General features: G+C 68.3%; 26 protein-coding genes and 2 tRNA genes. 22 read left to right on the forward strand and 6 right to left on the reverse strand.

The annotated features are described in order from the left end of the window. Positions 1 to 3 precede the first annotated feature (3 nt). Positions 4 to 510, reverse strand: coding sequence for a hypothetical protein (locus tag J7E86_RS05690; protein ID WP_215080374.1), 507 nt, complete (start codon positions 508 to 510; stop codon positions 4 to 6). Positions 511 to 745: 235 nt separating this feature from the next. Then, positions 746 to 855: transfer RNA gene (locus tag J7E86_RS05695), tRNA-Arg, on the reverse strand. A gap of 653 nt (positions 856 to 1,508) precedes the next feature. Between J7E86_RS05695 and J7E86_RS05700 the strand changes: the two genes are divergently transcribed. Continuing rightward, positions 1,509 to 5,312: an NACHT domain-containing NTPase gene (locus J7E86_RS05700; RefSeq protein ID WP_215080375.1), complete on the forward strand. Its 3,804-nt coding sequence runs from the start codon at positions 1,509 to 1,511 to the stop codon at positions 5,310 to 5,312. 86 nt (positions 5,313 to 5,398) lie between these two features. On the opposite strand, the gene J7E86_RS05705 is transcribed toward J7E86_RS05700, so the two are convergent. The 3 genes from J7E86_RS05705 to J7E86_RS05715 form a co-directional block, all read right to left on the reverse strand. Continuing rightward, a complete protein-coding gene (locus J7E86_RS05705) occupies positions 5,399 to 5,872 on the reverse strand; it encodes a hypothetical protein (protein WP_215080407.1) in 474 nt (157 codons plus the stop codon). Between the two features lie 128 nt (positions 5,873 to 6,000). Further along, positions 6,001 to 6,750 carry a glycosyltransferase gene (locus tag J7E86_RS05710; protein ID WP_215080376.1) on the reverse strand — a complete coding sequence of 250 codons (750 nt, stop codon included), beginning with the start codon at positions 6,748 to 6,750 and terminating at the stop codon, positions 6,001 to 6,003. A gap of 2 nt (positions 6,751 to 6,752) precedes the next feature. Beyond that, complete coding sequence (locus J7E86_RS05715) at positions 6,753 to 7,541, reverse strand: GntR family transcriptional regulator (RefSeq protein ID WP_215080377.1); 789 nt, start codon at positions 7,539 to 7,541, stop codon at positions 6,753 to 6,755. A 629-nt stretch (positions 7,542 to 8,170) separates the two neighbouring features. Here J7E86_RS05715 and J7E86_RS05720 point away from each other — a divergent pair. The 19 genes from J7E86_RS05720 (at position 8,171) to J7E86_RS05810 (ending at position 23,279) form a co-directional block, all read left to right on the forward strand. Beyond that, entirely contained in the window at positions 8,171 to 8,470 is a 300-nt protein-coding gene (locus J7E86_RS05720; RefSeq protein WP_251018715.1) for a hypothetical protein, read from the forward strand. Next, a complete protein-coding gene (locus J7E86_RS05725; protein ID WP_215080378.1) occupies positions 8,467 to 9,117 on the forward strand; it encodes a GGDEF domain-containing protein in 651 nt (216 codons plus the stop codon). Before J7E86_RS05720 ends, J7E86_RS05725 begins: the two co-directional genes overlap by 4 nt. After that, complete coding sequence (locus J7E86_RS31770) at positions 9,114 to 10,121, forward strand: DUF2637 domain-containing protein (RefSeq protein WP_308312481.1); 1,008 nt, start codon at positions 9,114 to 9,116, stop codon at positions 10,119 to 10,121. Before J7E86_RS05725 ends, J7E86_RS31770 begins: the two co-directional genes overlap by 4 nt. Then, positions 10,118 to 10,318 carry a hypothetical protein gene (locus J7E86_RS05735; RefSeq protein ID WP_215080379.1) on the forward strand — a complete coding sequence of 67 codons (201 nt, stop codon included), beginning with the start codon at positions 10,118 to 10,120 and terminating at the stop codon, positions 10,316 to 10,318. The genes J7E86_RS31770 and J7E86_RS05735 overlap by 4 nt, the downstream gene beginning before the upstream one ends. Before the next feature lie 29 nt (positions 10,319 to 10,347). Further along, positions 10,348 to 10,698: a hypothetical protein gene (locus J7E86_RS05740; RefSeq protein WP_215080380.1), complete on the forward strand. Its 351-nt coding sequence runs from the start codon at positions 10,348 to 10,350 to the stop codon at positions 10,696 to 10,698. Then, the gene (locus J7E86_RS05745; RefSeq protein WP_215080381.1) at positions 10,698 to 11,081 is read left to right on the forward strand and encodes an RRQRL motif-containing zinc-binding protein; all 384 of its coding nucleotides are present in this window, start codon (positions 10,698 to 10,700) and stop codon (positions 11,079 to 11,081) included. The genes J7E86_RS05740 and J7E86_RS05745 overlap by 1 nt, the downstream gene beginning before the upstream one ends. Positions 11,082 to 11,109: 28 nt before the next feature. Continuing rightward, positions 11,110 to 11,343 carry a hypothetical protein gene (locus tag J7E86_RS05750; protein ID WP_215080382.1) on the forward strand — a complete coding sequence of 78 codons (234 nt, stop codon included), beginning with the start codon at positions 11,110 to 11,112 and terminating at the stop codon, positions 11,341 to 11,343. 41 nt (positions 11,344 to 11,384) lie between these two features. After that, complete coding sequence (locus tag J7E86_RS05755) at positions 11,385 to 11,696, forward strand: hypothetical protein (RefSeq protein WP_215080383.1); 312 nt, start codon at positions 11,385 to 11,387, stop codon at positions 11,694 to 11,696. A 1,413-nt stretch (positions 11,697 to 13,109) separates the two neighbouring features. Further along, the gene (locus J7E86_RS05760) at positions 13,110 to 13,472 is read left to right on the forward strand and encodes a hypothetical protein (RefSeq protein WP_215080384.1); all 363 of its coding nucleotides are present in this window, start codon (positions 13,110 to 13,112) and stop codon (positions 13,470 to 13,472) included. 78 nt (positions 13,473 to 13,550) lie between these two features. After that, positions 13,551 to 15,668 (forward strand): hypothetical protein, encoded by a 2,118-nt coding sequence (locus tag J7E86_RS05765; protein WP_215080386.1) that lies wholly within the window; start codon positions 13,551 to 13,553, stop codon positions 15,666 to 15,668. A 246-nt stretch (positions 15,669 to 15,914) separates the two neighbouring features. Beyond that, the gene (locus tag J7E86_RS05770; RefSeq protein WP_215080387.1) at positions 15,915 to 16,109 is read left to right on the forward strand and encodes a hypothetical protein; all 195 of its coding nucleotides are present in this window, start codon (positions 15,915 to 15,917) and stop codon (positions 16,107 to 16,109) included. Between the two features lie 11 nt (positions 16,110 to 16,120). Beyond that, positions 16,121 to 16,432 (forward strand): hypothetical protein, encoded by a 312-nt coding sequence (locus J7E86_RS05775; RefSeq protein ID WP_215080389.1) that lies wholly within the window; start codon positions 16,121 to 16,123, stop codon positions 16,430 to 16,432. Positions 16,433 to 16,455: 23 nt separating this feature from the next. After that, positions 16,456 to 16,908 carry a single-stranded DNA-binding protein gene (ssb, locus tag J7E86_RS05780; protein WP_215080390.1) on the forward strand — a complete coding sequence of 151 codons (453 nt, stop codon included), beginning with the start codon at positions 16,456 to 16,458 and terminating at the stop codon, positions 16,906 to 16,908. 85 nt (positions 16,909 to 16,993) lie between these two features. Continuing rightward, a complete protein-coding gene (locus tag J7E86_RS05785) occupies positions 16,994 to 18,418 on the forward strand; it encodes a DNA cytosine methyltransferase (RefSeq protein WP_215080391.1) in 1,425 nt (474 codons plus the stop codon). A gap of 160 nt (positions 18,419 to 18,578) precedes the next feature. Further along, complete coding sequence (locus J7E86_RS05790; protein ID WP_215080392.1) at positions 18,579 to 19,457, forward strand: bifunctional DNA primase/polymerase; 879 nt, start codon at positions 18,579 to 18,581, stop codon at positions 19,455 to 19,457. After that, the gene (locus J7E86_RS05795) at positions 19,454 to 19,684 is read left to right on the forward strand and encodes a hypothetical protein (protein ID WP_215080393.1); all 231 of its coding nucleotides are present in this window, start codon (positions 19,454 to 19,456) and stop codon (positions 19,682 to 19,684) included. The genes J7E86_RS05790 and J7E86_RS05795 overlap by 4 nt, the downstream gene beginning before the upstream one ends. Beyond that, positions 19,681 to 21,231 carry a YfjI family protein gene (locus J7E86_RS05800; protein WP_215080395.1) on the forward strand — a complete coding sequence of 517 codons (1,551 nt, stop codon included), beginning with the start codon at positions 19,681 to 19,683 and terminating at the stop codon, positions 21,229 to 21,231. The genes J7E86_RS05795 and J7E86_RS05800 overlap by 4 nt, the downstream gene beginning before the upstream one ends. A 492-nt stretch (positions 21,232 to 21,723) precedes the next feature. After that, complete coding sequence (locus J7E86_RS05805; RefSeq protein ID WP_215080403.1) at positions 21,724 to 21,894, forward strand: AlpA family transcriptional regulator; 171 nt, start codon at positions 21,724 to 21,726, stop codon at positions 21,892 to 21,894. Continuing rightward, positions 21,894 to 23,279 (forward strand): site-specific integrase, encoded by a 1,386-nt coding sequence (locus J7E86_RS05810; RefSeq protein ID WP_215080397.1) that lies wholly within the window; start codon positions 21,894 to 21,896, stop codon positions 23,277 to 23,279. Before J7E86_RS05805 ends, J7E86_RS05810 begins: the two co-directional genes overlap by 1 nt. Positions 23,280 to 23,467: 188 nt before the next feature. Here J7E86_RS05810 and J7E86_RS05815 read toward each other — a convergent pair. Further along, positions 23,468 to 23,540: transfer RNA gene (locus J7E86_RS05815), tRNA-Arg, on the reverse strand. Between the two features lie 304 nt (positions 23,541 to 23,844). On the opposite strand from J7E86_RS05815, the gene J7E86_RS05820 reads away from it, so the two are divergent. Together J7E86_RS05820 and J7E86_RS05825 are read left to right on the forward strand one after the other, a co-directional pair. Further along, the gene (locus J7E86_RS05820; protein ID WP_215080404.1) at positions 23,845 to 25,467 is read left to right on the forward strand and encodes a dynamin family protein; all 1,623 of its coding nucleotides are present in this window, start codon (positions 23,845 to 23,847) and stop codon (positions 25,465 to 25,467) included. 5 nt (positions 25,468 to 25,472) lie between these two features. Continuing rightward, the coding region (locus tag J7E86_RS05825; RefSeq protein ID WP_215080406.1) for a GTPase at positions 25,473 to 26,992 on the forward strand (1,520 nt) is incomplete at its 3' end.

Consider the following 26,992-nt stretch of genomic DNA (forward strand, 5'->3'; position numbering starts at 1 on the left):
GCGCTAGCCCTGGGCCGGAGTGCCGCTTCCGGACGGGCCGGCGGAGCCGGGGGGTTCTTGCGACGACTGATCCTCCGGTGCGGACAGGGCCAACCTGGCCACCACCGCGTCGGCTATCACCGCCGCGCGTCCCTCACCCAGCCCACGCTGCACGGCCGACTCCACCACGCGCCGGCGTATCTCGGCGAGCTGCTCACGGGTCAGGGCGGGGACGGCAACCGGCGTGGCCGGCCGGCGCAGGACCTTGCGCAGTACGGACTTCATCCCGCCGGACGCTCCGGTCACGGCAGCCGCCGCGAACTGCCGCGCGGCCTCGTCCACCACCAGCCACACCACGGGGGCCACCATCGTGGCGACCTCGCCCAGCCCGAACCCGAGCGGCTCACGTCGCCCGCCCCGGCGTCCGAGCCGCCGCACGACCGTGGCGTCGTCGAACCGGGCCAGCGCCTCAACGAGCGGCAGTTCCTCGGGCGCGACCTCGGCCACGACCTCTCGGACCACGTCGCGCACCCTGGCCCCTCCCACCACCGTGCGCCCGTCCGAAGAAGCTGCTCCAGAGTCCATCGTGCCCTCCCGTGGCCCGTGTTCCGCAAGACGACGCTACTGCGGAAGATCTCCCTCCGCCGCAGCTTGCGAGAGCCCGCAACCCGGCCCTGGCCCACCTGCCGACGCCCTTCCGGCCGACCTGCCCCCGACCAGCAAAAACGCCCCTCCCGAAGGGGAGGGGCGTGCGATAAAAACGGAGCGCCCCCGGCAGGACTCGAACCTGCGGCCAAGCGCTTAGAAGGCGCCTGGCGCATGACCTCTCGTTGGTCGGCTGACCTGTGGGTTTCCGTACCACGGGTGTCCACGGGCGACGTTTTCGCCGTGTATTCACCGCCCGCAGCAGCGTCGGCGGTCAACAGGTCACTTCTTGCGCGACTTCCGTACCTTCTCCTTCGCTTCCTTCGCCTTGCGGTCGGCCGTTCCTATCTTCGACCAAGGGCCTTGATGTAGTCGGCAACGCGATGTCCCGACCATGGCGAGGTTTCCGCATCGCCCGCCGGCTCGTGTCCGTGCGCCACACTTCGACTGAGTCCGAGCCATGACTGATCCCCCCACCCTGCTCCACCCGCGGCCCGGGCCTGGCGACGCGGGTGAGTCCACTGTCCTCGCGCTAGCAGCCGGAGGGGAGGGCGCGCGTTCGGTGGAACGGAGGCACGGACGCGCACACGGCTACGCAGGACCCGTGCGGCTCAACGTTTCAGCAGGTCAAGGGCCTGTGGATGACTTGAGCTCTTCCGTCAGTCCACATATAGGTCGCAACGCGAAGGAGACGGACCACCTTGACATTCCGGGATGGACAGGGGGCTCTGCGTCGTTGGTAGAACCTGAGTACTTGGGCACCTCACTCCGGTATGGTCGCCCACCGAAGCGGCACCTCTACACGCGGCCGTGAGCGCCGCCGCGGGCTCTCCTCTCACCTGCAGAACGAGTGAGACACACTGCGCAGCGGCCTTGAACGCCATATGATGGAGCGTTACTTGTCATGGCGGGAGGCTTTCATGGACTACCACTACGAGTCTCTGCTCGACGAGCGCTTCCAGATGCTCTGCCAAGCGCTCCTGCTCCGTGAGTACTCCGGCGTTCAGTGCTACCCGGTGGGCATGCCCGACGGGGGTAGAGATGCAACGGCTCCGGACGCCAACGGAAAGGTTGTCTTTCAGGTCAAGTATGCGCGCAACCCCCACGGAATCGCCGACCCTTTAAAATGGGTCATCAACGCCATTAATGGCGAAGTCGAGAAAGTGAAAAAGCTTGCCGCTCGAGGAGCTACCTCTTTTGTATTGATGACGAACCTGTCAGGTACTTCACATCTGGACTCTGGGCGCATGGATAAAGTGCAGTCCCATCTGGATTCAGTGATGCCTGTCCCCGCATCGTGCTGGTGGAGAGATGACCTCGATCGACGTCTTGATGTGAGCTATGATCTGAAACTTAAATACCCCAGCCTGCTGTCCGGCACGGATATCATCAGGATTCTCTGGGAGGCGACGGGTACTGGGCAGGACCGGCAAAGGCGCTCTAATGCACTGGCTGCCTATTTCGCAGATCAAAGCGAGCGCGACTCGAAGGTTCGTTTCAAACAGGCTGACCTATCCCCTAGCCCTCTCTTTGATCTTTTTATTGATGTGCCGGCAACCCCGCGTAGAGGCCCTGAGAAGACCTCAAAGGGCAAGCTTGTTGACTACCGGAGTGCCGTCATATCGGCTCTCAAGTCTCGCAACAGCGGGGAAGAGTCCTTGTTCTTCGAGGATTCTATGTTCGAGGATGTAGCTGAACTTATCGAGCTGGGTGTCGAATCGGGTCTGACGCCGGGACGTTCAGTTGGTGCGGCTAGTCTGATACTGAGTCACGCATTCGGCCCTTCAGTCTCACGGATTGTACTTGAGGGAGCTCCAGGCCAGGGAAAGTCTACATTTGCTCAGTACATTGCCCAGGTCCACAGATCTCGCATTCTTCATTCCGAAGCAGCAACAAGCATCCCCGCACATGATGCTACAAGCCCCTTGATGATGCCCTTTAAGATGGAACTCCGGGACCTTGCCACATGGCTTAAGGGAATCGATCCCTGGGCGCCAGGAGAAATCACGGAGCACGGGCGCCCACGTTCCCTTGAAAGTGCCCTTGCTGCCCACGTTGAACGGTATTCAGGGGGAGTGAATTTCGACGTATCGGACTTGCTCTTTGTGATCCAGGGGGCTGCCGCATTGGTGATTCTCGACGCTCTGGATGAAGTTGCAGATTTGGATGATCGGCAGCGCGTGGTCGACGAGGTTACTGCCGCCGCCACGCGTCTCGAAACTCGTAACCCAGACCTGAAGCTCGTAATTACCAGTAGGCCCACTGCTGTTGCAGGCTCACCGACATTCGATAATTCCAAATTCTATTACCTGACGCTCGCTGCCATCCGCCCGCGTCTGGCGATGCAGTACACGGAGAAATGGGCCAAGGCCCGCAATTTGGATGATTCCGACCTGAGTATGCTGCTAAACACTTTAGAGCAGAAACTTAAAGCTCCACATATGGCAGAGCTAGCCAAGAATACGATGCAGCTCTCAATTCTTCTCAGCCTTACACACCTGAGGGGCTCAACGCTTCCGGACAAGCGGACAGAGCTATACGATGCCTACATTGAGGTGTTCCTGAATAGGGAAGCCGAGAAAGATAGGACAGTTCGCGAGAACCGTGAGCTGCTAATCAACATTCACCGGTACCTGGGCTATTATCTGCATGCTCGCGCTGAGGTAGACGGTGCTACCGGCCGACTGAGCACCGAGGAGCTACGCGGAGTCCTCACTGCTTTCTTGGAGCGCGAGACTGCGAGCAGTCCCACCATGCAGCGCAAGGTTGCGGAGCTTATCGACTCTCTTCTGACGGGAGTCGTTGAGCGGGTGGTGGCACTTGTCTCGCGAGTAGAGGGCACCTATGAGTTCGAAGTGCAGCCTCTGCGCGAGTATTTTGCAGCCAAGTACCTTTATGAAACTGCGCCCTACGCTCCTGCCACAAGGAGTCAAGCAGGTACGAAGCCGGACCGCTTTGATGGGATTGCGCCGAATCCCTATTGGATGAATGTAACGAGATTCTTTGCCGGGTGCTTCTCTAAGGGGGAGCTGCTTGATCTGGCAGACCGGACAGCTCGACTGATTGAAGATAGCGAGATCACGGAAGCGCCTTACCCAAGAACTCTAGCCCTCTGCTTGCTGCAAGATTGGGTATTTACCCAGTCCGCATCGTCCATGAAGAGGATCCTGGAGGCAGTATTTGACAGGAATGGAATCCGGTGGGCGTCCTCGAAGGAATTGAGTTCGCGGAGTGCTGGATACGGGGCTGGCGTATCTGTTGAGCTCTCGCCTTCTGCTGGATACGAGAATTTGGTCGATCGCCTTTGGCCAATGTTGACATCAAGCATCCCTGCTGAGTCCCTGTCGGCAGTCTGTCTAATTCTTCAACGTCAGCCCGAGAATTCCCTGCTCTCTGACCTTTGGTACAAGGAGGCCATAGAAAAGACCCCGCAAGACCTTGTTGGCTGGTGCGCTATCGGAAACTCGCTGGGAGTATTCAAGAATCTTGACTTCGGTCGCTTTAGGGGCATCCTTCAGACCATGGATGCTACTGGCGCCGAATGGGGGCTCGCTGCATATGTGCAAGGGGGCGGGGAAATAGCGAGGCTATCCCCCGTTGAGCGACACAATGTAATTAAGGCCATTCTGAATGGTGTAGGCGCCAGGAAGTTCACCGTTGTGGTCGCCGGGAATGAGAGTGCCGTTCTCCGGGTAACTGAGCCCACGGTGTATGCATACATGATGCGGAGTCCCGAGTATCTACTTCATCTACTTAACGGCATGTTGCAGGGCTCCGTTTCTGAGATGTCCGAAGATTACCAGCCTCTCGTGAAACATGCATCTGGCCTGACTAAAGATCGCAATCTGGACTTTGCCTTCTGGCGAAACTTTCTTGAAGAGATGCGAGCGGCCTTCGGGAAGACGTGGCGTGAATGCTCGCTGGCTAATCTCGCGGTATCAACGAAAGATCCTGCCGAGAGGGGAGTCGGTTCTCGGTCTCTGTTCGATGATAGCCGTCCGCTTTTGGACAGGTTGCGAAATGCTCGCCGCCGCCCGCGCCAAACGGCTTGGTGGGAGGCGCAATACGAACAGGCAAATGACCCAATTGATCGAGGGTTGTGGGTCCTCGCAGTGTTTTCCTGGGTGCATCCAGAATCTCTAGCCGACCTCAGCAGGACCTTCAATCGTGCGGTTCGGGATCTAGATGACGCCATATACGCTTCGGTTCTTGATTCTTGCTACACCTCTCGGACTTGCGGAAAATATTCGCGTGCTTCAATTTCCCTAGACGGAGCCTCTCTCGCGGACTTGAATTGGCGTACCTTGGCGCTGTTGTATGACCGTCTATCTCAACCAAGTCGCCGTTCAGTGCTGATGAGCTTCTTGCGATCCAGGTCGAGGGATGACCTTGCGGGCGCGGTGTTCATGGACCGCCTTGTGAGTGAATCGATCTCCGGTGAGTTCGATCTTGAGGAAAATCTTCGCTCTGTCTGCTCGACCGTTCGTCGCGGAATTACGGCGGGGGCAGACCTTGGTTATCGCGAAGGGAGCATGGAACGGCTGCGTGGCGTGCGTTCTCAGATCATCAAGAATTCATGGGAACTGCCGTCAGGCTTGGTTTCGGCAGCCCACTCTGTTTCCGATACGCGTCGCCGTTTTAATCCGGTCATGGAAATCGCGGAGCAAAATAATTGGTTTGATGAGTGAGATTAGACTCTGTGGAAGTCTGAAGTGTCGTCGGACGGCCCGCCGACGGCCCGAGAGCTCTTATCTGAAGCGGCCGTTAGCCGTAGTCACCGATTGCTCGCGGTGAGCCATTGCGCAACCCTCCGGATGGTGTCCTCATCGACGTCGTCAACGAGGCGCGCAACGGCGGAGTGATCCGCAGCCTCCAGTTTGGTGTGCCCCACGGCGGCGAGCGCGGCCATCAGCACCTGATGCCGGCGGTCCCTCAGCCGCTCTTCGCGAGCACTCCGCGGCGATTCTTCCGCCACGGGAGAAGCCTGTGACGCGGCCTTCCCCGGGGGTTCGCTGATGGACTGGAGATGCCGCCAAGTGCTGCCGTCTTCGGACGGGCCCCACACTTCGACCCGGGCTTTCTCGCCCCGGGAATGGAGGGTCTGAATCATCGCGGCCACTGCGTGATCCACGGGGCTCCGCGCGCTCGATTCCGCAGCGACCTTCCAACCGGATGCCGGCCGGTAGAACATCGCCACGAATCGCGGCTCTCCGGCGGGCGGGGCTGACATCCGTATGCCCGTTCCCATCAGGTCGCTCCTTCCGGCGTACGGCCTATGTGCTGAGCGTACCGCCGAATCTGATGGACCGTCAGGACCGTGTCCGCGCTGGTTACGGTGTTGCCGGCGCGGACGATCACCTACCTGGTCTCGTCCACCTAGAAGCGCCAGCCTTCGAGGCTCGCGAGCATCTGAGCCCTGGCCTCGACCACGGCCATGCGCGCTATGCGCTCGCCTTCGTGGACGTGGGCGGCCTGGCTGGTTACCTGGCCAGGCCACTTGCGGTAGAGGAGGCCGGTATCGGCCGTGAACCAACCGCGGCTCACCGCGCTCAGCGCCAGCAGCAATCCCGTGTCTTCGGACGCTGGCAAGGCCATCCAGCCACCGAGGGCCAAGAGCAGGTCCCGGCGGACGAACAACGTCGCGGGGTGCACCTGCGCACGGAAGTCGTGCGCCTTCCAGTGCTGGAGCACGGATCCCCGGTCGAGCACCCCCTCGGGCGGGTCTTGGTCGAACCCGACGGTAGAACCGTCGGGCAGGAGGTCCAGCACCCGAGACGTTGCCCAGCTGACTCCAGGATGGTCCGTCAAGGCCCCCAGGTCCCGAGCCAGCGCGCCCGGGGTGAGCATGTCGTCGGCGTCCAGCACCTTGACGTACCGGCCCTCAGCGCGAGACAGAGCCATCGTGCGCGCGACGCCGGCGCGCCCCTGGCGCCCCTGCCCGAAGCTGACGCGCGGATCATCGGGGACGTAGGGCGTGACAGCATCGGTTTCGCCGTCTTCCTGAATGATCCATTGCCAGTCCCACCCATCGGGCATCTGCTGCTCGACCAGCGATTTATATGCGGCCGGAAGGAATTCGGCACCCGGGGCGTGCACCGCTGTTATGACCGAGACGAGATTGGTCATGCTCACCACCTAGCCAGGGGAGTCGTGAAGACCAGTTCTGTACGGTCACCAGGCAACGTCACGTCGGCTACCTCCACCACTCGCCCACCGATGTCGATCGAAGTCTTCCGGAGAATCATCACCGCGACACCCGCCGTGAGGCCGAGTTCCTCCATCTCCTCCACCGTGGGCGGTCGGGCCGTGATGCGTTCCACCACGCGGTCCAGCTCGATACCGACGGTGTGCAGCTGGCTCTGCGTACCGCCCGGCCAAGGCTCATTCGCCTGGTTGAGCAGGTCTGGGTTGGGTGAGACGAGGTCGTACACGAGGTACGAGTGCACGAGGTTGAACGGCGCGTCTTCCTCGCTGTAACGCGTCCGGTAGGCCCGCTCCAGCAGCCGCGATCCCACGGGCAAGCTGAACGCTGCTGCAAGGTCCTCATTGGCTACGGTCTCGCGATATTCGGCATGAAAGACCAGGTCAGACACCGTGAGTCCAGTGTCATGTTCAGTGGCACCGGTCGCCTGCCGCTCTGCCAGGGAGCCGCGCACTCGGTCCTTCTCCCACTGATGCCGCTCGTTGGTTCGCTTCACCACTCGCCTCGGCTCGCGGACGATGTTCCCACGCCCGTGGCGCTTCTCGATCAGCCCTTCAGCCTGGAGCACGCCGAGAGCCTGCCGCACGGTCGGCAGGCTCACCCTGTACTGCTCGGCGAGTGCTGTCTCCGCAGGGAGGCGATCCCCCGGGCTGAGCCGACCTGCGCGGATGCGCTCTCGTAGCTCGTCCGCGATCTGCTCGTATCGCTTGGCCATGTGGTGCTCACCATCCCTGGTTCTTGGGCGGACACAGCATAAGTCCTCAAGAGGTGTTGACGACTGCCGCCCGGGCCCGGCATAGTCTCCTCAACTCCTAAGGAGGAGTTGAGGAGATGACCTCTTCATGAGCGTCTCGCTCTCTCCCTTTATGCCCGTCTGCACCGACGGAGCTGATCCGCACCTGCGCCCAGAGGCCCTCGTGAAACAGGGCCGAAGGAAGCGTCTGTTCGTTGAGACCTCAATAGAGTGCCTGACCCAGCCGCATGCACACGTGTGGTCGATGGGTGCGGGTCATCCATCCCTATCGGACAGGATGACCTGCCCGGATCTGCCCTTGGGGCAGTGACTGGCATCGCCGGATCTGCCCTCTCGGGGTGGTGACTGGCACTCACTGATTTCAGACCTCAGAACCTGTCACGGACCCATGAGCCCGTGCTGAGCACCAGTGCTCACGATCCCCGGCACCTTCACCGCGCCAATTGCGGAGAGGCGGTGTCGAGGGTCGTGGCCGCTCGTGTGAACGAGATGGCAGGCAATGACGACCATGCACGCCCGGGGCGGCCGCCTCTCACCACAAGACCGCGACCGCCCCGGCTTCTCCGCCCCTACGAACTCAAGGGACACTCATGCGTACGTACATCGGCGGCCATGAGGCCGTCACCGTCGATGACTTCCTCGAACTGGCGTTAGGGACGCCGCCCGAGCTGTGGCTGGGCGTCGAGGACGAGAGCGAGGAGGAGCGGTCCGCGCGTCTGGATGCGGCTCGTGACATCCTCGCCGACAACCCGCACCTGTACGACACGGTGATCCAGGTCGCCGCGTCGCTGATCGGTACCCGCGCCGTGGCCTCGCACCGTCTCGCACCGGTGAGCCGCTCCAGGGAGAACCGGGGCGGCCAGGTGGCGCCCGGGGCGGAGGCGGCATGAACACGCTGGCTTCCGTCTCGACGGCCGCCGCCCCGCTGCTGGCTGGATGGTCGGTCCATACCTTGCTGCTGCGCCGAAGGATCGCCCGGATCCGCCTGGACCCGCTGACCGGCTTGCCCGGTCGCGCGCAGTTCACCACCTCGGCTCGGCGCGATCTGCGCATCCCCGGCGCCGTGGTGGTGCTGGTGGACCTGGACGGTTTCAAGGCCGTCAACGACGCCCACGGACATGCTGCCGGCGACGCGGTCCTGACCGCGATCGGTGGCCGGTTGCAGACGTGGGCGGCTCTGCTGGGTGGCAGCGCCGGTCGGCTGGGTGGCGATGAGTTCGCTGCCACGGTCGTCATCCCTGATCCAGGCCGCCGGCCGTTCGAGCTGCGTGAGCTCGACAACGCGCTGTGTTCCCCGGTGCCCTTCCGGGGCGCTGAGCTCACCGTAGGCGCCTCCATCGGCGCGTTCGCCGTCGCCGGCCTTCCCGCCCCGGCCTTGGATCTCGCGCTGAGGCGTGCGGATGAGGCCATGTACGCGGCGAAGCGATCGGCCGGCGGCTGGCGCATCGCGGAGGGCCCTATCCCGGAGATGACGACCACCAACGGCCGGCGGACCGGCCGTCCCGGCACCACCGCCCCGGCAGGAGGCCGCCGATGACCGCACTGCGCCACCGCCTCTACCGCTGCCTCCACCCACGCCACTACCGCGCCGGGCAACTGGCCGAGCAGCAGTACCGGGACGTCGATGCGCACCTGGTGCGCGAGGACTACACCCAGCCCGCCTCCCTCGACGACCTGCACGCCGGGCCCGTCGACGGGGGCGTCGACGCCGCTCTGACGCCCGTCGACGGGCGTCGAGCGGGTCAGGCCGCAGCCTTCCGCAACGTCCGCCCGAGCGAGGGGGACCTCGTGAAGATTCGCCGCTGGAAGCCGGGCCGCGTGCCCGGTAGCGGGAGGCGGTCGACGGGCGTCGAGGGCCCGTCGACGCCCGTCGGCGTGACGATGCCGCCGCTGGTTGAGGTGGCGATCACCTCTCTCGCGGGCGGGCTGACGATGGTCCTGACGGCCATTGCCTTCTGGCTGTCGTACGAGCATTTGCAGGAGCTCGCCGCCCGTCACGGCATGGCCGACGCTGTTGCCCGGTCGTGGGCCTGGCCCGGCACCGTCGATCTTTTCATCGTCGTCGGCGAGCTGCTGATCCTGCGCGCCTCGCTCGCCCGGCGCGTCGACTTGTGGGCAATCGGGCTGGCCACAGCAGGTTCTGGCGGATCGATCGCGCTGAACGTGGCGGGGGTCGGCACGGACGCGACCACCCTGGACTACGTGGTGGCCGCCGTGCCACCGGTCGCCGCTCTGTTGGCGTTCGGCGCGCTGATGCGGCAGGTCCACGCCTACCTCGCCCACCGAGCTCAGACGCCCGTCACCGCCCGCTCGACGCCCGTCGAGAGCTCGTCGACGGGCGTCGAGGCACCGTTGACGCCCGTCGAGACGGCACCCGTACCCGTCACGGTGACCCTCGATCGGGCCTTGGCCCGCGACCGGTACCGGAGCCTGCCGAGGGCCCGACGGCGCCGGAACTCCCGGCGCCGTCAACGCCCGTCACCCCCGCGTCGACGCCCGTCGAAGCCTCGTCGACGCGCGTGCACCTGTGCCCGCCGGTGATCTACCGCAATCGTGCCGACCAGGTGATCCGCGCACTGTTCGGCACCGACTTCGTCCAGCCGAGTACCGCCCGCATGACCGAGGCCATGGCCGCGGCCGGGCTGGGCGGCTCGGAGTCGACCGCCCGCACCGCACGCGGCCGAGTCAAGGCCCGCGAGCCCTACCTGGCCAGCCTCCCCACCGCCATCGCCAGCTGACGCGCACCTCCCGCAAAGGAGCACCGCAGATGGAACCCCAAACCATAGGTGACCAAGGCCCGGTGATCGAGGCCCTGTACCGGCTGCTCAACACCTTCCCGCACCTGCCCGCCGCTGACTTGAGGGTCGGCACCGTCATCCTGCGCTCCCGCGTCGTGGAGGGCATCAGCATCACGCTGCACAGCTCGTTCTCGGACTTCGAGACCTGGCGGGAAGCGCTGGGCATCGACGTCAACACCGTCGAGTGGAAGCCCAAGCCGGACCGGTCATACGAAGTCCTTGAAGCCTGCGGTGCGTTCGCTGACGTCGCGGTCGACCTGGCCGGCTTCATCCCGCTGGAGCCCGAACCGGTACCGGCGACTGCTGTCGCCGCACTCTGATGTCGCCGGCGTTCGGCACGTGCTACGACCCGACCGGGGCGGCCCACGGAATCCCTACCTTCCCGTGGCGTCTGGCCCCGGACGGCCTGGCCACCCGCCGCCAACTGCGCGCCCGCGGCCTGCGCCCCGGCGGCCAGGCGGTCACCGCGCAAGTGATGCGCCGCAACTGCCGCCGCGGCGGGGTCCAGGTCGCCTACCTCTACCTGGTGGCAGGGGCGAAACCGGTCCGGCCTATGACTCCGGCCAAGTGCGCGGCGCTCGACCGGGCGATGACGGCCCGCCGCACCTGTCCCGCCTGCCAGAGGGATGCCGGCTATTGCATCCCCACCTCGCTCGGGATGTGCGTGACCTGCGCCTACCCGGAAGAACAGCGCGCCGCCTGATGACCCCAACCCGCGAGGAGACCCAGCGGTGGCCACCCAGACCGCACACGGACTGGCCGCCACGGCGGCCACGACCGCGTACCACTACGTCATCACCGTCCAGACGCCGCGGGGGCTGATGAACACCCGTGGCGCCGTCGTGGACGTCCAGCCGGGCGCCACCCGGGCGCAGTGCCTGGACTACGTGATGAAGCCGCTGTTCGAGGAGTTCGGCGAGCCGATCGTGATCCTGTTCTTCGCCCTGGAGCCCAACCAGCTCTGACCCGCGCCGCCTCCCCCTGTCCGCCGAGGAAAGGACGCACGTTGAAGTTCCGCCACCTTCGTCTCCCGGCCGCCGCCCTCGTCGGCGCGGCGGTCGCCTGGTCCATCGGAATCCGGCTGCGCGCCTACGACGTCCCCATGAGCATTAACTGGGCGTGCGCGCTGGCGCTCTTCGCCAACGTCACCCTGTCGGTCAACCACCTCGCCGAGGCCGCATCGACCACCACCCATCGCTGCCGCGTGCCCGGCTGCTCCTTCCGCGTGCGGCTGTGGGACGTCGACGCGGCAGAGAGTCGCCGCTGGCAGGAAGCCGCCGCCGCGCACCCCGGCCACGCCCTGACCCAGCGCACCTGAACCACGCCCGCACCAGCAACGGCGTCCCCGGCCTGCTCCATCAGGACCTGAACGGGGCGCCCTTACTGCGGTGCACGTCGGCCCGGCGCGGCCCCTGGCCTGGGCAGCTACAGGCCGCGCCGGTTCCCCACCCCAAGCACACGCGAGATGGAGGACTTCAGCATGACGGAATTCAGTATTGAGGCGGTGAGGGAGGTACCGGTCAACTCGCCGCCTGTCCCCGCTTCCTCCCGGCTGCCGGAGCAGGGCCCGGCGGCGCTGCCAGGTGTTCCGCTGGCCGTAGCGGGAGCCAACGCCGTAGGAGCGGTCACGGCCGGCGCCTTATCCGTCGGCGGACCGGTCGGGCTGGCCGCTGTCGGTGTGGTTGCCGGGGCGACGGCCGTAGGTGGCCTGGCCCGCCGGGCCGCCCGCCGCCGGACCTCAGCACGCACTCCCGGTATGGCGGGCAGGGCCCTTCGGTCTGCCGCGAGGCACCGTGGAGCGCTCGGGCACCGTGGCCGTAGTACGTCCGCGGTCCCGGCCGCACGGGGCGGCAATCGCGCCGGCCGCGCATCCCGCCCGGCGTTCGGTTCGGGACGCGCCGCTGGTCCCGCAGCTGCTCGCGCCACCCGTTCCTCCCGGGGCGGCGCGAAGGCGGGCAGGGTTGCGGCCAGGCATACCGCTACCTCCCCAGGTGCCCGGAGCGCGGGTTCGCTGTTGGGGCGTGGTGGTGGCGGGTGGTCTGCTGACCGGCACGGTAGGGGGGCCGCCGGGAAGCCGGTGAGCTTGTCGAAGCCCCCTGCGAGCGGGGGCGGTCGCCGGGGTCGGCTCGGAGGCGCTGGCCGTACCGCGAGCCGCGCGGCCAGCGGTGCCCGTCATGCCGCTGGGCGTGCCGGTCGCGCCGCCGCGGGGGCCGTCCGCTCCGGGCGGGCCCACTGGCAGGCAGGCGCCCCTGCCCGTACCGCGAAGGCCGCCGGGCGCTCTGCCGTCCGGGGGGCGAAAGGTGAGGCCAAAGCCCGTAAGCAAGCCGGAATCACTCCTCCGGGCGGTGCCGCGAAGGCTCCGGCGAGCACCCGAGCGCAGGGGCGGGCGTTGCGACGTTCGGCGTTGCGGCACGGGGCGCGGATGGCCGGTTCGGCGGCCATAGCCGGGGGTGTGGGACTGGTGTCCGCGCTGTGGAACATTCGACAGCCCGGTCGAGCCTCGCGTCACATGCGCACGGTGTGGGCCCGACTGGCGGGGCGTGCGCGCAAGGTGCGGGCCCGGCGTGATGCTGCGATCCGCGGCACGAACGGACCGGGCACCGTGCCGGTGCCGGGCGAGCGCACCAATGACCCCCGCCGCGTCCGCAAGGCCCCGCCCGTTCCGGCCGGGGCAGGACGTGCGACGCGGCGGGTGCATCTCGGCAAGACCATTCGTGAGGGAGACCGCCAGATGTCCGAGTCCGGTACCGCCTTCGTCCGCTTGTCGGATGCCGCCGAGGTGATGCTCCAGGCAGCGTCCACGTTCGACCCCGAGCACATGGCCGAGTTCCAACACCTGATCGATGACCTGCCGGAGGCCATGACCACCGTTCAGGAAACGCTGCGGGTCCTGGCCGAACTCGCCGACGAGAAACTGCCCGTGAACCCGGCGGTGACCGAGGAGATCGGTGAGGGCTACCGGGTGATGAACAGGGTTGTCACCGCCCTGGAAGAAGTAGGCACCGTCTACCGGCGGGTCCACGCCGACGACATCGAGCGCAACGAGAACCCCCGCAACGGCATCGACGGCGAACGCCGCTGGAACGTCGGCTGACCCTGCTGCCCGCAACCCCAACGCACGTCTCCGGCCCCCGCAACCTGCGGGGGCCGCTCCTTTTCAGGAAAGGACGCGATGAGCAGCAAGAACCGCACATCACGGGTGGACTGGAGCGCCGGGCACGGCGTCTTGTCCGGCACCCTCAACGGCACAGCCGCAACCTTCGTTACCACCTCGCTCGTGCACACCGCCGGGATGTCCGCCGCGTGGGCCCTGGCTGCTGGCGTGGCCGGGGCGCTGGGCACCACCGCAACGGCACTGCGCCAGCGGCTGACCTGGGCGACCCTCGGCTTCCGCGCTTCCTGCTGGGCGACCGCGGGAGCCTGGTCCTCCTGGGCGCTGACCTCCGGCGGACCGACCACGCTCCCGGCCCTCGGCTCGCTGGCCGTCGCCGGGGTGGCCGCCGGCACGATGGCCGTCGGGTTCGCCGCGCACGAGGAGAGCGAGCAGGCCCGCCGGGCGATGCTGCTGACATTCGGGGCCCGGCGGGCGCTGGCTGTCGAGTGGATCGAGCGGATCGCCCGGGTCTGCCGCGTCGAGGACGTGGATATCGTCGCGATCGAGAACTGGCCCTCCGGCATGGGCTACACCGTCGAGCTCAAGCTCCCCGAGGGCGGCACGACCCGCAAGGCGATCGCCGACCGGGCTGACGCGCTTGCCTCGGACCTGGATCTGCCCAACGGGTGCGGGATCAGCGTCCACGACGGCATGACCCGCCGCCTGGTCCTGATCAAGGTCACCACCAAGAGCCTGGCAGGAGCCGAAATGCCCTTCCCTGACGGGGAAATGGCTCAAGTGACGTCGGTCAACAACCCGGTTCCGGTCGCGCTGCTCTCCGATGGCGGGCGGGCGGAGCTGGACATGCGCCAGGCATCCACCGTCGTCGCCGGGCCGACCGGAACAGGCAAAACCAACTGGCTCCACCACCTCATCGCCCGCCTGAACCAGACCAACGACACCTTGGTGTGGGTCATCGACCTCAACGGTGGCAGCATCGGCCTGCCCTGGCTCCACGCCTGGCGCGAAGCCCAGCAAAGGCGCCAAGGCTCCCGCTGGGCCGGGGCCGACATCCCGGTGCCCGGGGTGGACTGGGTGGCCAGTACCCCGGCCGAGGCCACGAGGATGCTCAAAGCGGCGGTGCGGATCGCCAAGCAGCGCAAGGTCGCCTACCAGGCCCACATGCGCGAGGAGGACGACGACAAGCTTCCCGTCGGCCCGGACGTGCCGGAGATCGTCATCGTCGTGGACGAGGGCGCCGAAGTCGCCGCCACCCGCGAGGCAAAAGCGGTCCTCGCTGGCGTCTCGGAGGTCATCCGCATCGCCCGCGCGATGGCGATCCGGGCGGTCGTCTCGGTCCTGCGCGTCACGCAGGATGTGCTGCCCGATCCGATGGTCCGCAAGATGGCCTCCAACCGGGTCTGCACCGGCGCAACCGAGGACAGCGAACTCGGCCACTTCTACGGCTGGCGGGCCCTGTCGGCGGAGAACTCCTTCGACGGCCCCGGATCCGTCCTGGTCGGCGTCGAGGGCAAGCAGCCCAACACCGCCCGCCACTGGCGCATGACCCCCAGCCTTATCGAAGAAGTCTGCGCGACCACCGCACACCGCCGTCCCGCCCTGGACGCCCCCTCGCTCACCGCGGCCGGCAAGGACTACGAGGAGAGGTGGACGCTGGAGCGATGCGGCCACCTCTGGGCTCCCGAGCACGTCACCGCCGGAGCCCCCGACACCACCGGCACAGCGGCCGCGGGGAGCGGGGCCCGGCAGTGGAAGGCAACCGCTGATTGGGACACCCCCCGCTCCACCGATCACCTGCCCACCCCCGGCGCGGACGAACTGGAGCAGCTCTTCCGCCTTCCCGCCGCCAACCCCCACGCCAGCACATCAACCCGGGAGGACGGTACGGACTGGTCCGACCCCTCCACCTGGACCACCGGCCGCGGGCCCGCCGAGCCCGAGCAGCCCGACGCGCGCCAGGCCGCGCTCATGCTGCTCGTGACCGCAGGACCGGAAGGCACCGGTGCCTCCGCCATGGAACGGGCCCTGAAAGACACCTTCGGCACCCGCCGCCCCGTGATCCAGCGCTGGCTCAAGGAATGGGCCGAAGCCGGTGAAATCATCCGCATCGGCGAGGGCAGCAAAGCCCGCTACGTCCACCGTCAGCACGCCCCGGACAACGGCCCGCAGGACTGACCTCCGCCCCCTGTCTGTCACCTGTCACCGCCGCCCTGCGTGCCCCTCCCACGGCGGTCACGGATGCCTGTACCCCCTTTCTGACCTGCGAGTTACAGGTGACAGACAGGTGACAGGTGACAGACAGATGACAGGCCCAGTGACAGGCGGCAGACAGGCCCGCCAGCAGCACCCACACGCCCCCGGACGGCCCCCTGACACCAGCGCGGCCGGCCCCGCTACTGGTCCCACGAACGGAGATCCGCTGTGACCCTCACCCTGTCCGCCGTCGCGATCCTCGCCGTCGCCGCCTTCTTCATCCTGCGCTCGCGCTACGTCGGCCCTGGCAGCGCGATCGTGCTGTTCCTCTTCGGCTTCTTCACCGCCGGCACCGGCGCCTCCGGCCCCATCAACCGCTTGTGCGCCGCACTCGTCCACGCCATCCCGAGCCTGACCTCCTGACAGGAGAACCCATGCGCCCCGAACCCCCGCCCAACGTCACGTTAGGCCCGATGGCCCCGCACATCCCCGCCGACATCTACCGCCAGGCCGGCGGCCGCCCCTTCGTCATCGTCCAGGCCGCCCCCACCCCCACACACTCCGCCCGCTCCTACGCCGGCCCCGTGGCGGTTGGCCTGGGAATCGCTCTGGCCCTGATGGGCTTCGTCGCTGCCGCGCTCGCGCTGTTTGAGTTCGCGCTACGCACCGCGGCCGTCGTCGGCTCCCTGACCGGCCCGATCGGCGTGGGTCTCGGTCTCAAGATCTTCCACCCCAAGTCCAAGTAACCGACCGGAGAAGGAGAACGCTCATGTCGTTCGGAGAGACCCCGATCACCGTCGTCGGCAACCTCACCGCGGATCCGGAGCTGAAGTTCACCGACTCCGGTCACGCGCTGGCGAAGTTCACCGTCGCCTCCACCCCGCGCACCTTCGACAAGGACAGCGGACAGTGGCGCGATGGCACCAGCACGTTCTTCCGCTGCGCCGCCTGGCGCACCCTGGCCGAACACATCGCTGAAAGCCTGACCAAGGGCTCCCGCGTGGTGCTGTCCGGCCGGATCCGTCAGCACGACTGGAAGACCCCGGAAGGCGAGAACCGCTCCATGCTCGCCGTCGAAGTCGACGAGATCGGCGCCTCCCTGCGCTTCACCACCGTGAGCATCGACGGCAAGCGCATGAACAAGACCGACGGCATCGACGACGCGTGGACCACGGCCGGCACACCGGCGGGCCCGAAGTTCAGCGCTGAGCCGCCGTTCTAGATACGCCCGGGGCGGCCGCCTCTCACCACAAGACCACGGCCGCCCCGGCTTCCCCGTCCCTGCAACTCGACAGGAGGGGCCAGCAGTGCTGACCTTGACCGATCTCTTTTGCGGCGCCGGCGGTTCCTCCACCGGCGCCGTCGCTGTACCGGGCGTGCGGGTACGCATGGCCGCCAACCATGCCCGGCACGCCGTCGACACCCACCAGGCGAATCATCCCGAGGCCGATCACGACTGCGCGGACCTCTCGCAGGTGGAACCCAGCCGGTACCCGACAACGGACATCCTCTGGGCGTCCCCGGAGTGCACCAACCACTCCATCGCCAAAGGGCGCCGGCGCGGTCACGGGGCTCACGGCGACGGCTTGTTCGCCGAAAGCGGCGCCGACGAAGCAGCGATCCGCTCACGGGCCACCATGCACGACGTCCCCCGGTTCGCCGAGGTCCACCGCTACCGGGCGATCATCGTCGAGAACGTGGTCGACGCCTACTGGTGGGGCCCCGAATCCGCGCGCGGCGCCGCCTTCCAGGCGTGGCTGTCCACGCTGCACGCCTGGGGGTACGAGCACCGCATCGTGTGGATGAACTCCATGCACGCCACCGCCTACGGCCCACCCGCCCCGCAGTCCCGTGACCGCATGTACGTGGTCCTGTGGCGCAAGGGCGAGAGCGCCCCGGACTTCGATAAATGGACTCGCCCCACGGCCATCTGCCCCGACCACGGGCAGGTGCGGGCGGTACAGGCGTTCAAGCGCACGGACCGCCGCTGGGGACGCTACGGTGCGCACGCTCAGTACGTGTGGCGCTGCCCGCGGGTGGAGTGCCGAAACACGGTCGTTGAGCCCGTGGTGCGAGCGGCGGCTGAGGCCATCGACTGGGACCTGCCCGCAACGGTGATCCGGGAGCGCTCCCGGCCGCTCGCGGCCGACACCATGCGGCGCATCCGTGCCGGGTTCCAAGCGTTCGCCGAACCGCTCACAGTCCCGGTCGAAGGGCGCGACGGCAAGAAGGCCGCACCCGCCACAGCGCCCCTGCGCACGGTCACCACCCGCAATGAGACCGGGCTGGCACTGCCCCCGTACATGGTCGAAATGCGCGGCGGCGGCTCCTCGCACCGCGCCGTCACCCGCCCCCTGGCAACCGTGTGCGCCTCCGGCAACCACCACGGCGTCGTCACCGCGCCCGACATGATCCTGCCCTACTACGGCACCACCGCCTCCGCACAGCCGGCCGGGCGCCCCCTGCCCATGGTTACCACCAGGGAGCGCCACGGCGCCCTCTACGGCGGAACCGTCAGCTCGGTGGAGGAGTGCCGGTTCAGGATGCTCGAACCGCACGAGTACGCGGCCGCCATGGCCTTCCCCGACGACTACCGCCTGCTTGCCAACGACAAGCGCACCCGTGTCCTGATGCTCGGCAACGCCGTCACCCCGCCCGCCGCCCGCGACCTGATCGCCATGGTCACCGAGGCCATCACCGGCACCGACCTCGAACCCGCCCGCGCTGCCTGAATACGCCCGGGGCGGCCGCCTCTCACCACAAGACCGCGACCGCCCCGGCTTCTCCGTCCCTACAGAACAGGAGAACCCCCAGCATGACGCAATCCACCTCGATCCGGCGAGCCCGCCCCCAATCACGGCTCCGCACCATGTCGGTGCTGGAGGCGGCGGCATGAACGGCGTAGGCCAGCACTTGCGGACGGCTCTGGAGTTGGCGCAGACGGGCGTGCCGGTGCTGCCTCTGCGCGCCGGGAAAGTGCCGTTCGGGAACTGCCGTGCGTGTGCAGATTGCGCGTGTGGCGGGCGGCCGCACATGAAGAGCGCGGGCACCTGCCTGTGCCCTGCTGTGTGTCACGGCTGGGCGGCCGCCACCGCCGATCCGGCCGTGATCACCTCCCCACTCTGGGCTCCGGCGTGGCGTCAGGCTGCGGCCGTCGCCTACCACCCCGCGGGGGCGGGGCTCACCGTCGTGGACCTGGACAACCCTGAGGCGGTCGCTTGGGCACGTCAGACGCTGCCGGCCACCAGGACGGTGCCCACGACGCGCGGGGAGCACTGGATCTATTTAGGGGCCATGCGATCGGCGAACGCAGTCCGATCCGGCGTGGACATCAAATCCCGCATGTCCTACGCCCGCTGGCTCGGACCCGGTCACGGCGCCATGACGGATCTGCCGCATGCCGTGCGCGCCCTCGTCGAGCAGGAAGAAACCACCCCCGCCCGCAAGGGCGTGGTCTCTTCGCCCTTCGCGCGCGCCGCCTGGGACAGGACCGTGGCCACCGGGTGCCGGCACACCGAGAGCTACGTCCGTACCGGGCTCGAAAGGGGTCTGGCCCTGGTGCGAAGCCACACCGAGTCGGGCGCCGGATCCCAGGCATTCGGCGTCGCCCAGTTCCTGGGAGCCCTGCACACCCGCTGCCCGGGGCCGTGCGGTCTGGACGCCATCGGACGGGAGATCATCGCCGCTGCCATGGCCGTCGGCGTACCCGAGGCGTACGCGGAACGCGCCGTGGCCAATGGCCTCAGCACGGGTGCAGGGAGGACGACATGACCTGCCGCGCGAGCAGCCTCACCGACTGGCCGCACCTCGCCGTCCAAGCCGGGCCCGCCAAGGCCCTGTGCGCCCCGAAGGGCGTCGCCCGTCAGGGCGTCCTTACAGTTCTTCGCCCTGACCCGCACCCGACCGGGCACAGCAACCACCGCGACGGCCACCGCCGCACCGCGGCCGGCAGCGCGGAAGGTGTCGCCCTCACCGCCGAGAGGAGGAAGAGCGCATGAGCGCGGACCAGGAGACGCCCTCTGACCTGTGGGCAGGCTTCGACCTCGCCGCCGTGGAGGAGATCACCGGACCGGTGTGGGACGAACCGGTACCGCTCACGCCCCGCCGGGACCTGCCCGCCTTCCCCGTCGACACCCTGCCCGCCTGGCTGGCCGACATGGTGGCCGCTGTCGCTGAGGAGACCCAGACCCCCACCGACCTCGCCGGGTGCCTGGCCCTGTCCGTCATCGCCACCGCCGCCGGCGGCCGGGCCATGGTCTGCGTGCGCGGCCGCTGGCGCGAGCCGGTCAACATCTACACCGCCGTCGCCCTCGACCCCGGCAACCGCAAGAGCGCGGTGTTCGCCCTGATGACCGCACCGCTGCTCGCCGTGGAGAAGACCCTGGTGGAACTCTCCATCCCGGTGCGCGCCGAGGCGGAGACCACTGCGCGCCTGGCCAAAGCCGCCGCTGACAAAGCCGCGGCGAGAGCGGCGAGCGCCGACGCCCAGATGCGCGATCAGCTCACCGCCGTCGCCGTCGCCCTCGCACAGGCCACCGAGGAAGTCGCGGTCCCGTACAAACCGCAGTTGGTCGCCGACGACGTCACCCCCGAAAACCTCGCCACCCTCCTGACCGAGCAGGACGGGCGGATCTCCGTCCTCTCGCCCGAGGGCGGCATCTTCGAGATCATCGCCGGACGCTACAGCGGCGCCCCCAACATGGAGATCTTCCTCAAAGGCCACGCGGGCGACATGGTGCGCGTCAACCGGCAGGGCCGCGACGCCCAGCACATCGAACACCCCGCCGTCACCATGGGCCTGGCCATCCAGCCGGAAGTCCTCGAATCCATCGGCCAGATCAAGGGCGCGGACGGCCGCGGGCTCCTCGCCCGCTTCCTGTACGCCCAGCCCGAATCCCTCGTCGGCCGCCGCAACCTCACCCCCGACCTGATCCCCGACCAGGTAGCCGAGACCTACACCCAACGGCTCGGCGGTCTCACCATGGCCCTGGCCGACTGGACCGACCCCGCCCTCCTCACCCTCGCCCCGGAGGCGGACGCGGTGCTGCTCGCCTACCAAAAGGTCACCGAGGCCCGCATCGGCAAAGGCGGACCGCTCGCCCCCATCGTGAAGTGGGCCAGCAAGCGCGACGGGGCCGTCGCCCGCATCGCCGGACTGCTGCACCTGGCCACCCACCCCGATCAGGGATGGACCCGTCCCATCGACGCGATGACCCTGGCCGCCGCCACCCGCCTCGGGGACTACTTCACCGCCCACGCCCACCACGTCTTCGACGCCATGGGCGCCGACCCCGCGCAGGAAGCCGCCCACCACGTCCTCACCCACATCAAGGACGCCCGGCTGACCGGCTTCACGAAACGAGAGCTCTTCCGCGGGCTGTCCCGGGGCGACTTCCCCGCCATCGCCGACCTCGACCCCGCCCTGGCGCTCCTGGAAGAACACGGTTGGCTCCGACAGCAGCCCCCGCCCCCACGCACTGGACGCGGCGGCCGGCCGCCCTCCCCCCGCTACGACACCCACCCCCGCCTCAGCCGAGGCACCTGAGGAAAACCCCGGCCGGACCGACACAACTGACAGAACCCCGGAAATAGCGCCCTGACCTGCGCAAACCCACGTCCCGGCGGCTGTGACAAAACCTCCAGGAACTCCGACAGAACTCAGACCGCTCGACGGCCGCGGATTCTGACGAAACCCCGCCCCCGGGAGTTCTGTCGGAGTTTCCAGGAGTTCTGTCACGGCTCAATCCGCCACCGAATCCCCAGATCAGCGCCCTTACAGCTGAGTTCTGTCAGTTCTGTCAGCGAATCCGGCCCTCTGCCCCCGGTACCCACCGCGCGACGGAGGAGAGAGCCACATGGCATCCGCCACGACCACACTGCGGTCCGGACCCCCAGACCGCCACCTCACCACCTGCGGCCAGCCCTTGAACCCCGCACTTCCTCAGGCGGGACACCTCACCCACCCCGCATGCACGTCTGCCGCCACCAGCGGTGAGAGGAGCACGCAGTGACCACCCTTGTCTCCAAGACCCGGACGATGCTCACCGTCCCTGAGGTCTGCGAGGAACTGGGAATCACCCGTTCCACCTTCTACGACTGGCGCCAGAAGAAGCGCGCCCCCCGCTGCATCAAGCTCCCCAACGGTGACCTGCGGGTCCGGCGGAGCGACCTGGACCACTGGCTGGACGACCACGAGGACGCTGCTTGATGCAGACCACGTACAACGTCAAGTTCTGGAAAATAGCCGTCTACAAGGGCAAGCGCGGCACGACGTACACGGTCCGCTGGACGGTCGACGGACAGGAGAGGCGCGAGTCCCTGGCGACGCGTGCATTCGCGGACGCGTTTCGCTCCGACCTGATGAGCGCCGCCCGGCGGGGCGAGCCGTTCAGCCTCGAAACCGGCCGCCCCATCTCGTTCCAGTCCCGTGCGGGCACGGTGAGCTGGTACGACTTCGCGGTCCAGTTCGCTGACCACCAGTGGCACCGCACAGCCGGCAACAGCCGGAAGAACACCGCGAAGACGCTCACCGCGGCCACGTTCTCCCTCCTGCGCGCCGCACCGAGCCGTTTCGAGCCCGTGGAGATGCGCACGGCTCTCAGAGAGTTCGCGTTCAACACCAGGCGCCGGGAGGAGGCACCGCCGGAGTTGGCGGTGATCCTCAAGTGGGTTGAGCGGAACTCCCTGCCCATGTCGGCCTGGGAAGACCCGGACAAGGTCGAAGAGGTGCTCCGTGTGCTCGCTTCGAAGCTGGACGGTACGCCGGCCGCCGCGTCCTCGGTCAAGCGCCACCGCCGCATCCTGAACGTCGCCATGGGGCACGCCGTCGCCCGCAGCGTCCTGCAATCGAACCCTCTACCCAAGGGCCGGGGGAGTTCCCCCAAGACGTCGATGACGGTCGACAAGCGATGCCTGATCGATGACGCCCGTTCCGCGCAGCTGCTGGAGTGGATCCGTCAACGGCCCCGCGGCGGTAAGAAGCTGCACGCCTTCTTCGCCACGATGTACTACTGCGGGCCGCGTCCGGAGGAAGCTGTCGCCCTTCGCGTCCAGGACGTGCGCCTGCCCGATGAGGACGCTGACGATCAGTGGTGCGAGCTGCTGTTCCACACGGCGCAGCCCGAGGTGGGCAGGCACTGGACCGATACCGGCGAGATCCACGAGGAGCGCGGGCTCAAAGGCCGGGCCGCGGACGACACACGCGTGACGCCAGGGCACCCGTCCCTGACGAAGATCCTCCGTGAGCACGTCAAGAGGGAAGGACTCAAACCGGGCGATCTGCTGTTCCAGGGGGAGAAGGGCGGCATGCTCGCGGGCTCCGTCATCCGCCGGGCCTGGCGGACGGCTCGGCGGGAAGTGCTGCCCCCGCACGAATTCGAATCACCCCTGGGCAGGCGGGTGTATGACACGCGGAACACCCGGCTCACGAAATGGCTCAACATGGGTGTCCCGCCGGCCCAGGTCGCGGAGTGGGCAGGCACCAGCGTGCCGGTCCTGCTCGCCACCTACGCCCGCTGCATCGTCGGCCACATGGCCGTCCTCAAGAGGCACATCGAAGCCGTGGAAGGCACCCCCGAGCCACCTGAGAGCTGATCCCGGCCGCGGAGAACTTCTCCGCGTATTCTCCGTGGCCACCCGCAAAACCCCGGCAACAGCCGGACACAGCCGCTGTCGCCGACCACCCCAGTCGGTGGCAGCGGCCTCCTCGGCCGGGGAGGCGTGCCGCCCTTGACCAGCAAAAACGCCCCTCCTGGCAGGAGGGGCGTGCGATAAAAACGGAGCGCCCCCGGCAGGACTCGAACCTGCGGCCAAGCGCTTAGAAGGCGCCTGCTCTATCCACTGAGCTACGGGGGCCGGTGTTGCGGCGGGCTCGGAACGGCTGGGGTCCCGGGCTCGGTGGTGCCGTGACCTTGCCGGGGACAAGGATAGGGCTCCGTTCGCCTCGTCCCGGTTGCTTCACCTCCGTGCCACGATGTGGAGGTTTGGTGAAGCGGTCCTGATAATCGCAGGCAGGTACGAATCTTGCATCGTTTTTTACGCCTCAGGTGGCGGGTGTTGTGTACTCGTTATGCCTGAGCCCCGTTCGCCACGCCTCGCGCGCATGGGCTATATGCTTCAGAATCCCACCAAAATTGGGCATTCTTCGCATGTGGCGACCTTGGATGTACAGCCCCGGCTGCTCGACGCGCTGTCCGCACTGCGTGATCGTGTGGACGCCGCACGCTTCCCGCTCCCCCTCCCCGGCGCCGCCCGCGCCCGGCGAAACCGTGCCGAACTCCTGGCGCAACTCGATGACTACTTGGTGCCCCGCCTGTGCGCCCCCGAAGCGCCGCTCCTCGCGGTGATCGGGGGATCCACCGGTGCCGGCAAGTCCACGCTGGTCAACTCCCTGGTGGGTCGGCGGGTCACTGAGGCCGGGGTCCTACGGCCGACGACCCGTACGCCAGTGCTGGTATGCCATCCGGATGATCACCAGTGGTTCGCCGGCACGCGGGTGCTGCCCGAGCTCCGCAGGATGTGGGTGCCCCTTCAGGACATCAGTCTGTCCGAGGGCCTCCTGGGGGACGACGCGCAGGACGGCGGCGAGGCCGACAGGGGCGAACCCTCCGCCTTGCGCATCGAGACCGACCGCACCCTCACGCGCGGCCTCGCCCTCCTGGACGCGCCCGACATCGACTCCCTCGTCGCCCGCAACCGCGACCTCGCGGCCGAGCTGCTCTGTGCCGCCGACATCTGGGTACTCGTCACCACCGCCACCCGCTACGCCGATGCGGTGCCCTGGCACCTGCTGCGTACGGCCAAGGAGTACGACGTCACCCTCGTCACCGTCCTGGACCGGGTGCCGCACCAGGTCGCCCAGGAGGTGTCCCGGCACTACGGTGCGCTGCTGGACGCCGCGGGCCTCGGTGACGTGCCGCGCTTCACCATCCCCGAACTCCCGGAATCCGCGGGCGGCGGGAGCGGACTGCTGCCCGCCACCGCCGTCGCCGGGCTGCGCGCCTGGCTCGACCAGCGCGCGCAGGACCCGGCGGCCCGTACCGTCGCCTCCGCGCGCACCGTGGCCGGGCTGCTGGCCTCGCTGCGGTCGCGGCTGCCGGGCCTCGCCGGGGCCGCGGCGAAGCAACACGCCGCCGCCGTACGGCTGGTCCAGCGGGTCGAGGAGGCGTACGGCAAGGCCGCGGAGCGCGTACGGCGTGAGGTCGCCGCGGGCGAGGTGCTGGCCGGCGACGCCCTCACCCACTGGCGCGGCCACCCCCACGACAGCAGTCCGGACGAGCTGCTCGGCTCGCTCACCAGCTCCCTGGCCGCCCTGCTGACCTGCGCCGTCGCCGCCGCCGACGAGGACGTCGCGACAGCCTGCGCCGACGACCCGGCCGCCGAGGGCGTCCTCGCGCCGCGCGACCCGGACGGAGCCATGGGCCGCATCGGCGTGGCCGTACGGCGCTGGCGGCGCTGCCTGGAAGAGGTGGCGGAGGAAGAGGTACGGGTGGCCGAGCGCGGCGCGGGGCTCGACACCGACCGGGCCGGCGCCCTGCTGGCCGTGTCCCTGCTGGGCGGCCGACGGGCCCGCGTCGCCGGCGAGACCCTCGCCGACACGCTGGGTGCGCAGGGCGTCCTCCGGCTGCGCGACCGGGGCGGGCAGCTGCTCACCGACTGCCTGGAGAACGTACTCGACGCGGAACGCGACCGCCGGACCGCGCCGCTCGAAGCCCTCGACGTCACCCCGGACCAGCAGGTCGAGCTCATCGCCGCCCTGTCCGTACTGCAGAGGGAGAGGTGACCGCAATGCCCCCGCCGGACAGTCGAGACGACCGCGATCGACGACAGGAGGACCGCTCCGCCGGCCACCCCCAGCCACCCGCCTCCGGCGCCCCCGGGCGGGGATGGGACGACGGGCTGATCGCGCGTCGGGCACGGCCCGAGCCGCACTCCCCGCGCACGAATCCGGCGTGCGATGAGCGGCAGCAGCGTACGAGTGCGCCCGCGCGCCCTGTGATCAGCCTCGCCGACCTTCCCGCCGAGGTACGGGTCGGCAGCGCGCTGCGGCCGCGGCTCGACGCCCTGCGCGAGCTCGTCGGGCTCTCGCGGGCCCGGCTGGACCGGCGGACGCTCGCCGAGGCGGGGCGCGTGCTGGAGGAGGCCGCCGCACGGCAGCGGCTGTCACTGGACCTCACGGTCGTGGCCCTCGCCGGGGCGACCGGCAGCGGCAAGTCGACGCTGTTCAACACCCTCGCCCGCACCCAGCTCTCGGAGGCCGGGGTGCGCCGGCCGACCACGGCCTCCCCGATCGCCTGCGTCTGGACGGACCGGGCCGACCGCGCTGACGGTCTGCTGGACCGGCTCGGAATTCCGCCCAGGGCGCGCCGGCAGCCCGTGCGCCCCTACGACCCGAATCTGAACGGACTCGTGCTGCTCGACCTGCCCGACCACGACTCGGCGTGGCCCGGCCACCGCGAGCAGGTGGATCGGCTGCTCGGGCTGGTGGACGCGGTGATCTGGGTGGTGGACCCGGAGAAATACGCGGACGCGGTGCTGCACGAGCGCTATCTGCGGCCGCTGGCCGGGTACGCCGAGGTGACGTTCGTCGTGCTCAACCAGGTGGACCGGCTGTCGACGGACGCCGCGGACCAGGTGCTGGACGACCTGCGCCGGCTGCTGGACGAGGACGGGCTGGCGCTCGGCGAACACGGTGAGCCCGGCGCCGTCGTCCTGGCGATGTCGGCTCTGACCGGCGAGGGCGTCGGTGAACTGCGCGAGACACTCACCCAGTTCACCGCCGGGCGGAATGTGGCGGAACGCCGGCTGATGGCCGACGTCGACGGCGTCGCGAAGCGGCTGCGGCCCGCGTACGTGGCCGAGGGACGGCCGGGGCTGACGGAACGGGCGCGGCACGAGTTCGACGACCGGCTGGCGGAGGCGGTGGGTGCCCAGGCGGCCGGCCTCGCGGCGGAACGGTCGTGGCTGCGGGACGCCGAGCGCGCCTGCGGGACGTCCTGGACGGTGGCGCGGCGGTGGTACGAGCGCAGGCTCGTGGCCCGGAACGGCGGTCCGGCGACGGTGACCGGAGCCGTCCCTGTCGGTGTGGGTATCGGTCTCGGTGGCGCGGGTGGGGGGCCTGGGGCGGGGGCCGCCATCACCAGTGCGCCGCCCTCCCGGCGCACGGTCTCCCGGCCGCTGGTCGAGCAGGCCGTACGGGCCCTGGCGTACGAGGCGTCCGCCGGGCTGCCCGGCCCGTGGTCGCAGGCCGTGCGCGACGCGGCGAGCCGTGGCGCGGAGGGGCTTCCGGAGGCGCTGGACTCCGCGGC

It is taken from the genome of Streptomyces sp. ISL-11 (assembly GCF_018614525.1).
Lineage (GTDB): Bacteria > Actinomycetota > Actinomycetes > Streptomycetales > Streptomycetaceae > Streptomyces.

Excerpts from the sequence above, each read along its gene's own strand:
- J7E86_RS05790 (WP_215080392.1), top strand. The coding sequence starts at position 18,579 with ATGAACGGCGTAGGCCAGCACTTGCGGACGGCTCTGGAGTTGGCGCAG.
- J7E86_RS05710 (WP_215080376.1), bottom strand. The coding sequence starts at position 6,750 with ATGACCAATCTCGTCTCGGTCATAACAGCGGTGCACGCCCCGGGTGCC.
- J7E86_RS05725 (WP_215080378.1), top strand. The coding sequence starts at position 8,467 with ATGAACACGCTGGCTTCCGTCTCGACGGCCGCCGCCCCGCTGCTGGCT.
- ssb (WP_215080390.1), top strand. The coding sequence starts at position 16,456 with ATGTCGTTCGGAGAGACCCCGATCACCGTCGTCGGCAACCTCACCGCG.
- J7E86_RS05795 (WP_215080393.1), top strand. The coding sequence starts at position 19,454 with ATGACCTGCCGCGCGAGCAGCCTCACCGACTGGCCGCACCTCGCCGTC.
- J7E86_RS05745 (WP_215080381.1), top strand. The coding sequence starts at position 10,698 with ATGTCGCCGGCGTTCGGCACGTGCTACGACCCGACCGGGGCGGCCCAC.
- J7E86_RS31770 (WP_308312481.1), top strand. The coding sequence starts at position 9,114 with ATGACCGCACTGCGCCACCGCCTCTACCGCTGCCTCCACCCACGCCAC.
- J7E86_RS05765 (WP_215080386.1), top strand. The coding sequence starts at position 13,551 with ATGAGCAGCAAGAACCGCACATCACGGGTGGACTGGAGCGCCGGGCAC.
- J7E86_RS05805 (WP_215080403.1), top strand. The coding sequence starts at position 21,724 with ATGCTCACCGTCCCTGAGGTCTGCGAGGAACTGGGAATCACCCGTTCC.
- J7E86_RS05810 (WP_215080397.1), top strand. The coding sequence starts at position 21,894 with ATGCAGACCACGTACAACGTCAAGTTCTGGAAAATAGCCGTCTACAAG.
- J7E86_RS05700 (WP_215080375.1), top strand. The coding sequence starts at position 1,509 with ATGATGGAGCGTTACTTGTCATGGCGGGAGGCTTTCATGGACTACCAC.
- J7E86_RS05775 (WP_215080389.1), top strand. The coding sequence starts at position 16,121 with ATGCGCCCCGAACCCCCGCCCAACGTCACGTTAGGCCCGATGGCCCCG.
- J7E86_RS05705 (WP_215080407.1), bottom strand. The coding sequence starts at position 5,872 with ATGGGAACGGGCATACGGATGTCAGCCCCGCCCGCCGGAGAGCCGCGA.
- J7E86_RS05740 (WP_215080380.1), top strand. The coding sequence starts at position 10,348 with ATGGAACCCCAAACCATAGGTGACCAAGGCCCGGTGATCGAGGCCCTG.
- J7E86_RS05800 (WP_215080395.1), top strand. The coding sequence starts at position 19,681 with ATGAGCGCGGACCAGGAGACGCCCTCTGACCTGTGGGCAGGCTTCGAC.
- J7E86_RS05760 (WP_215080384.1), top strand. The coding sequence starts at position 13,110 with ATGTCCGAGTCCGGTACCGCCTTCGTCCGCTTGTCGGATGCCGCCGAG.
- J7E86_RS05715 (WP_215080377.1), bottom strand. The coding sequence starts at position 7,541 with ATGGCCAAGCGATACGAGCAGATCGCGGACGAGCTACGAGAGCGCATC.
- J7E86_RS05720 (WP_251018715.1), top strand. The coding sequence starts at position 8,171 with ATGCGTACGTACATCGGCGGCCATGAGGCCGTCACCGTCGATGACTTC.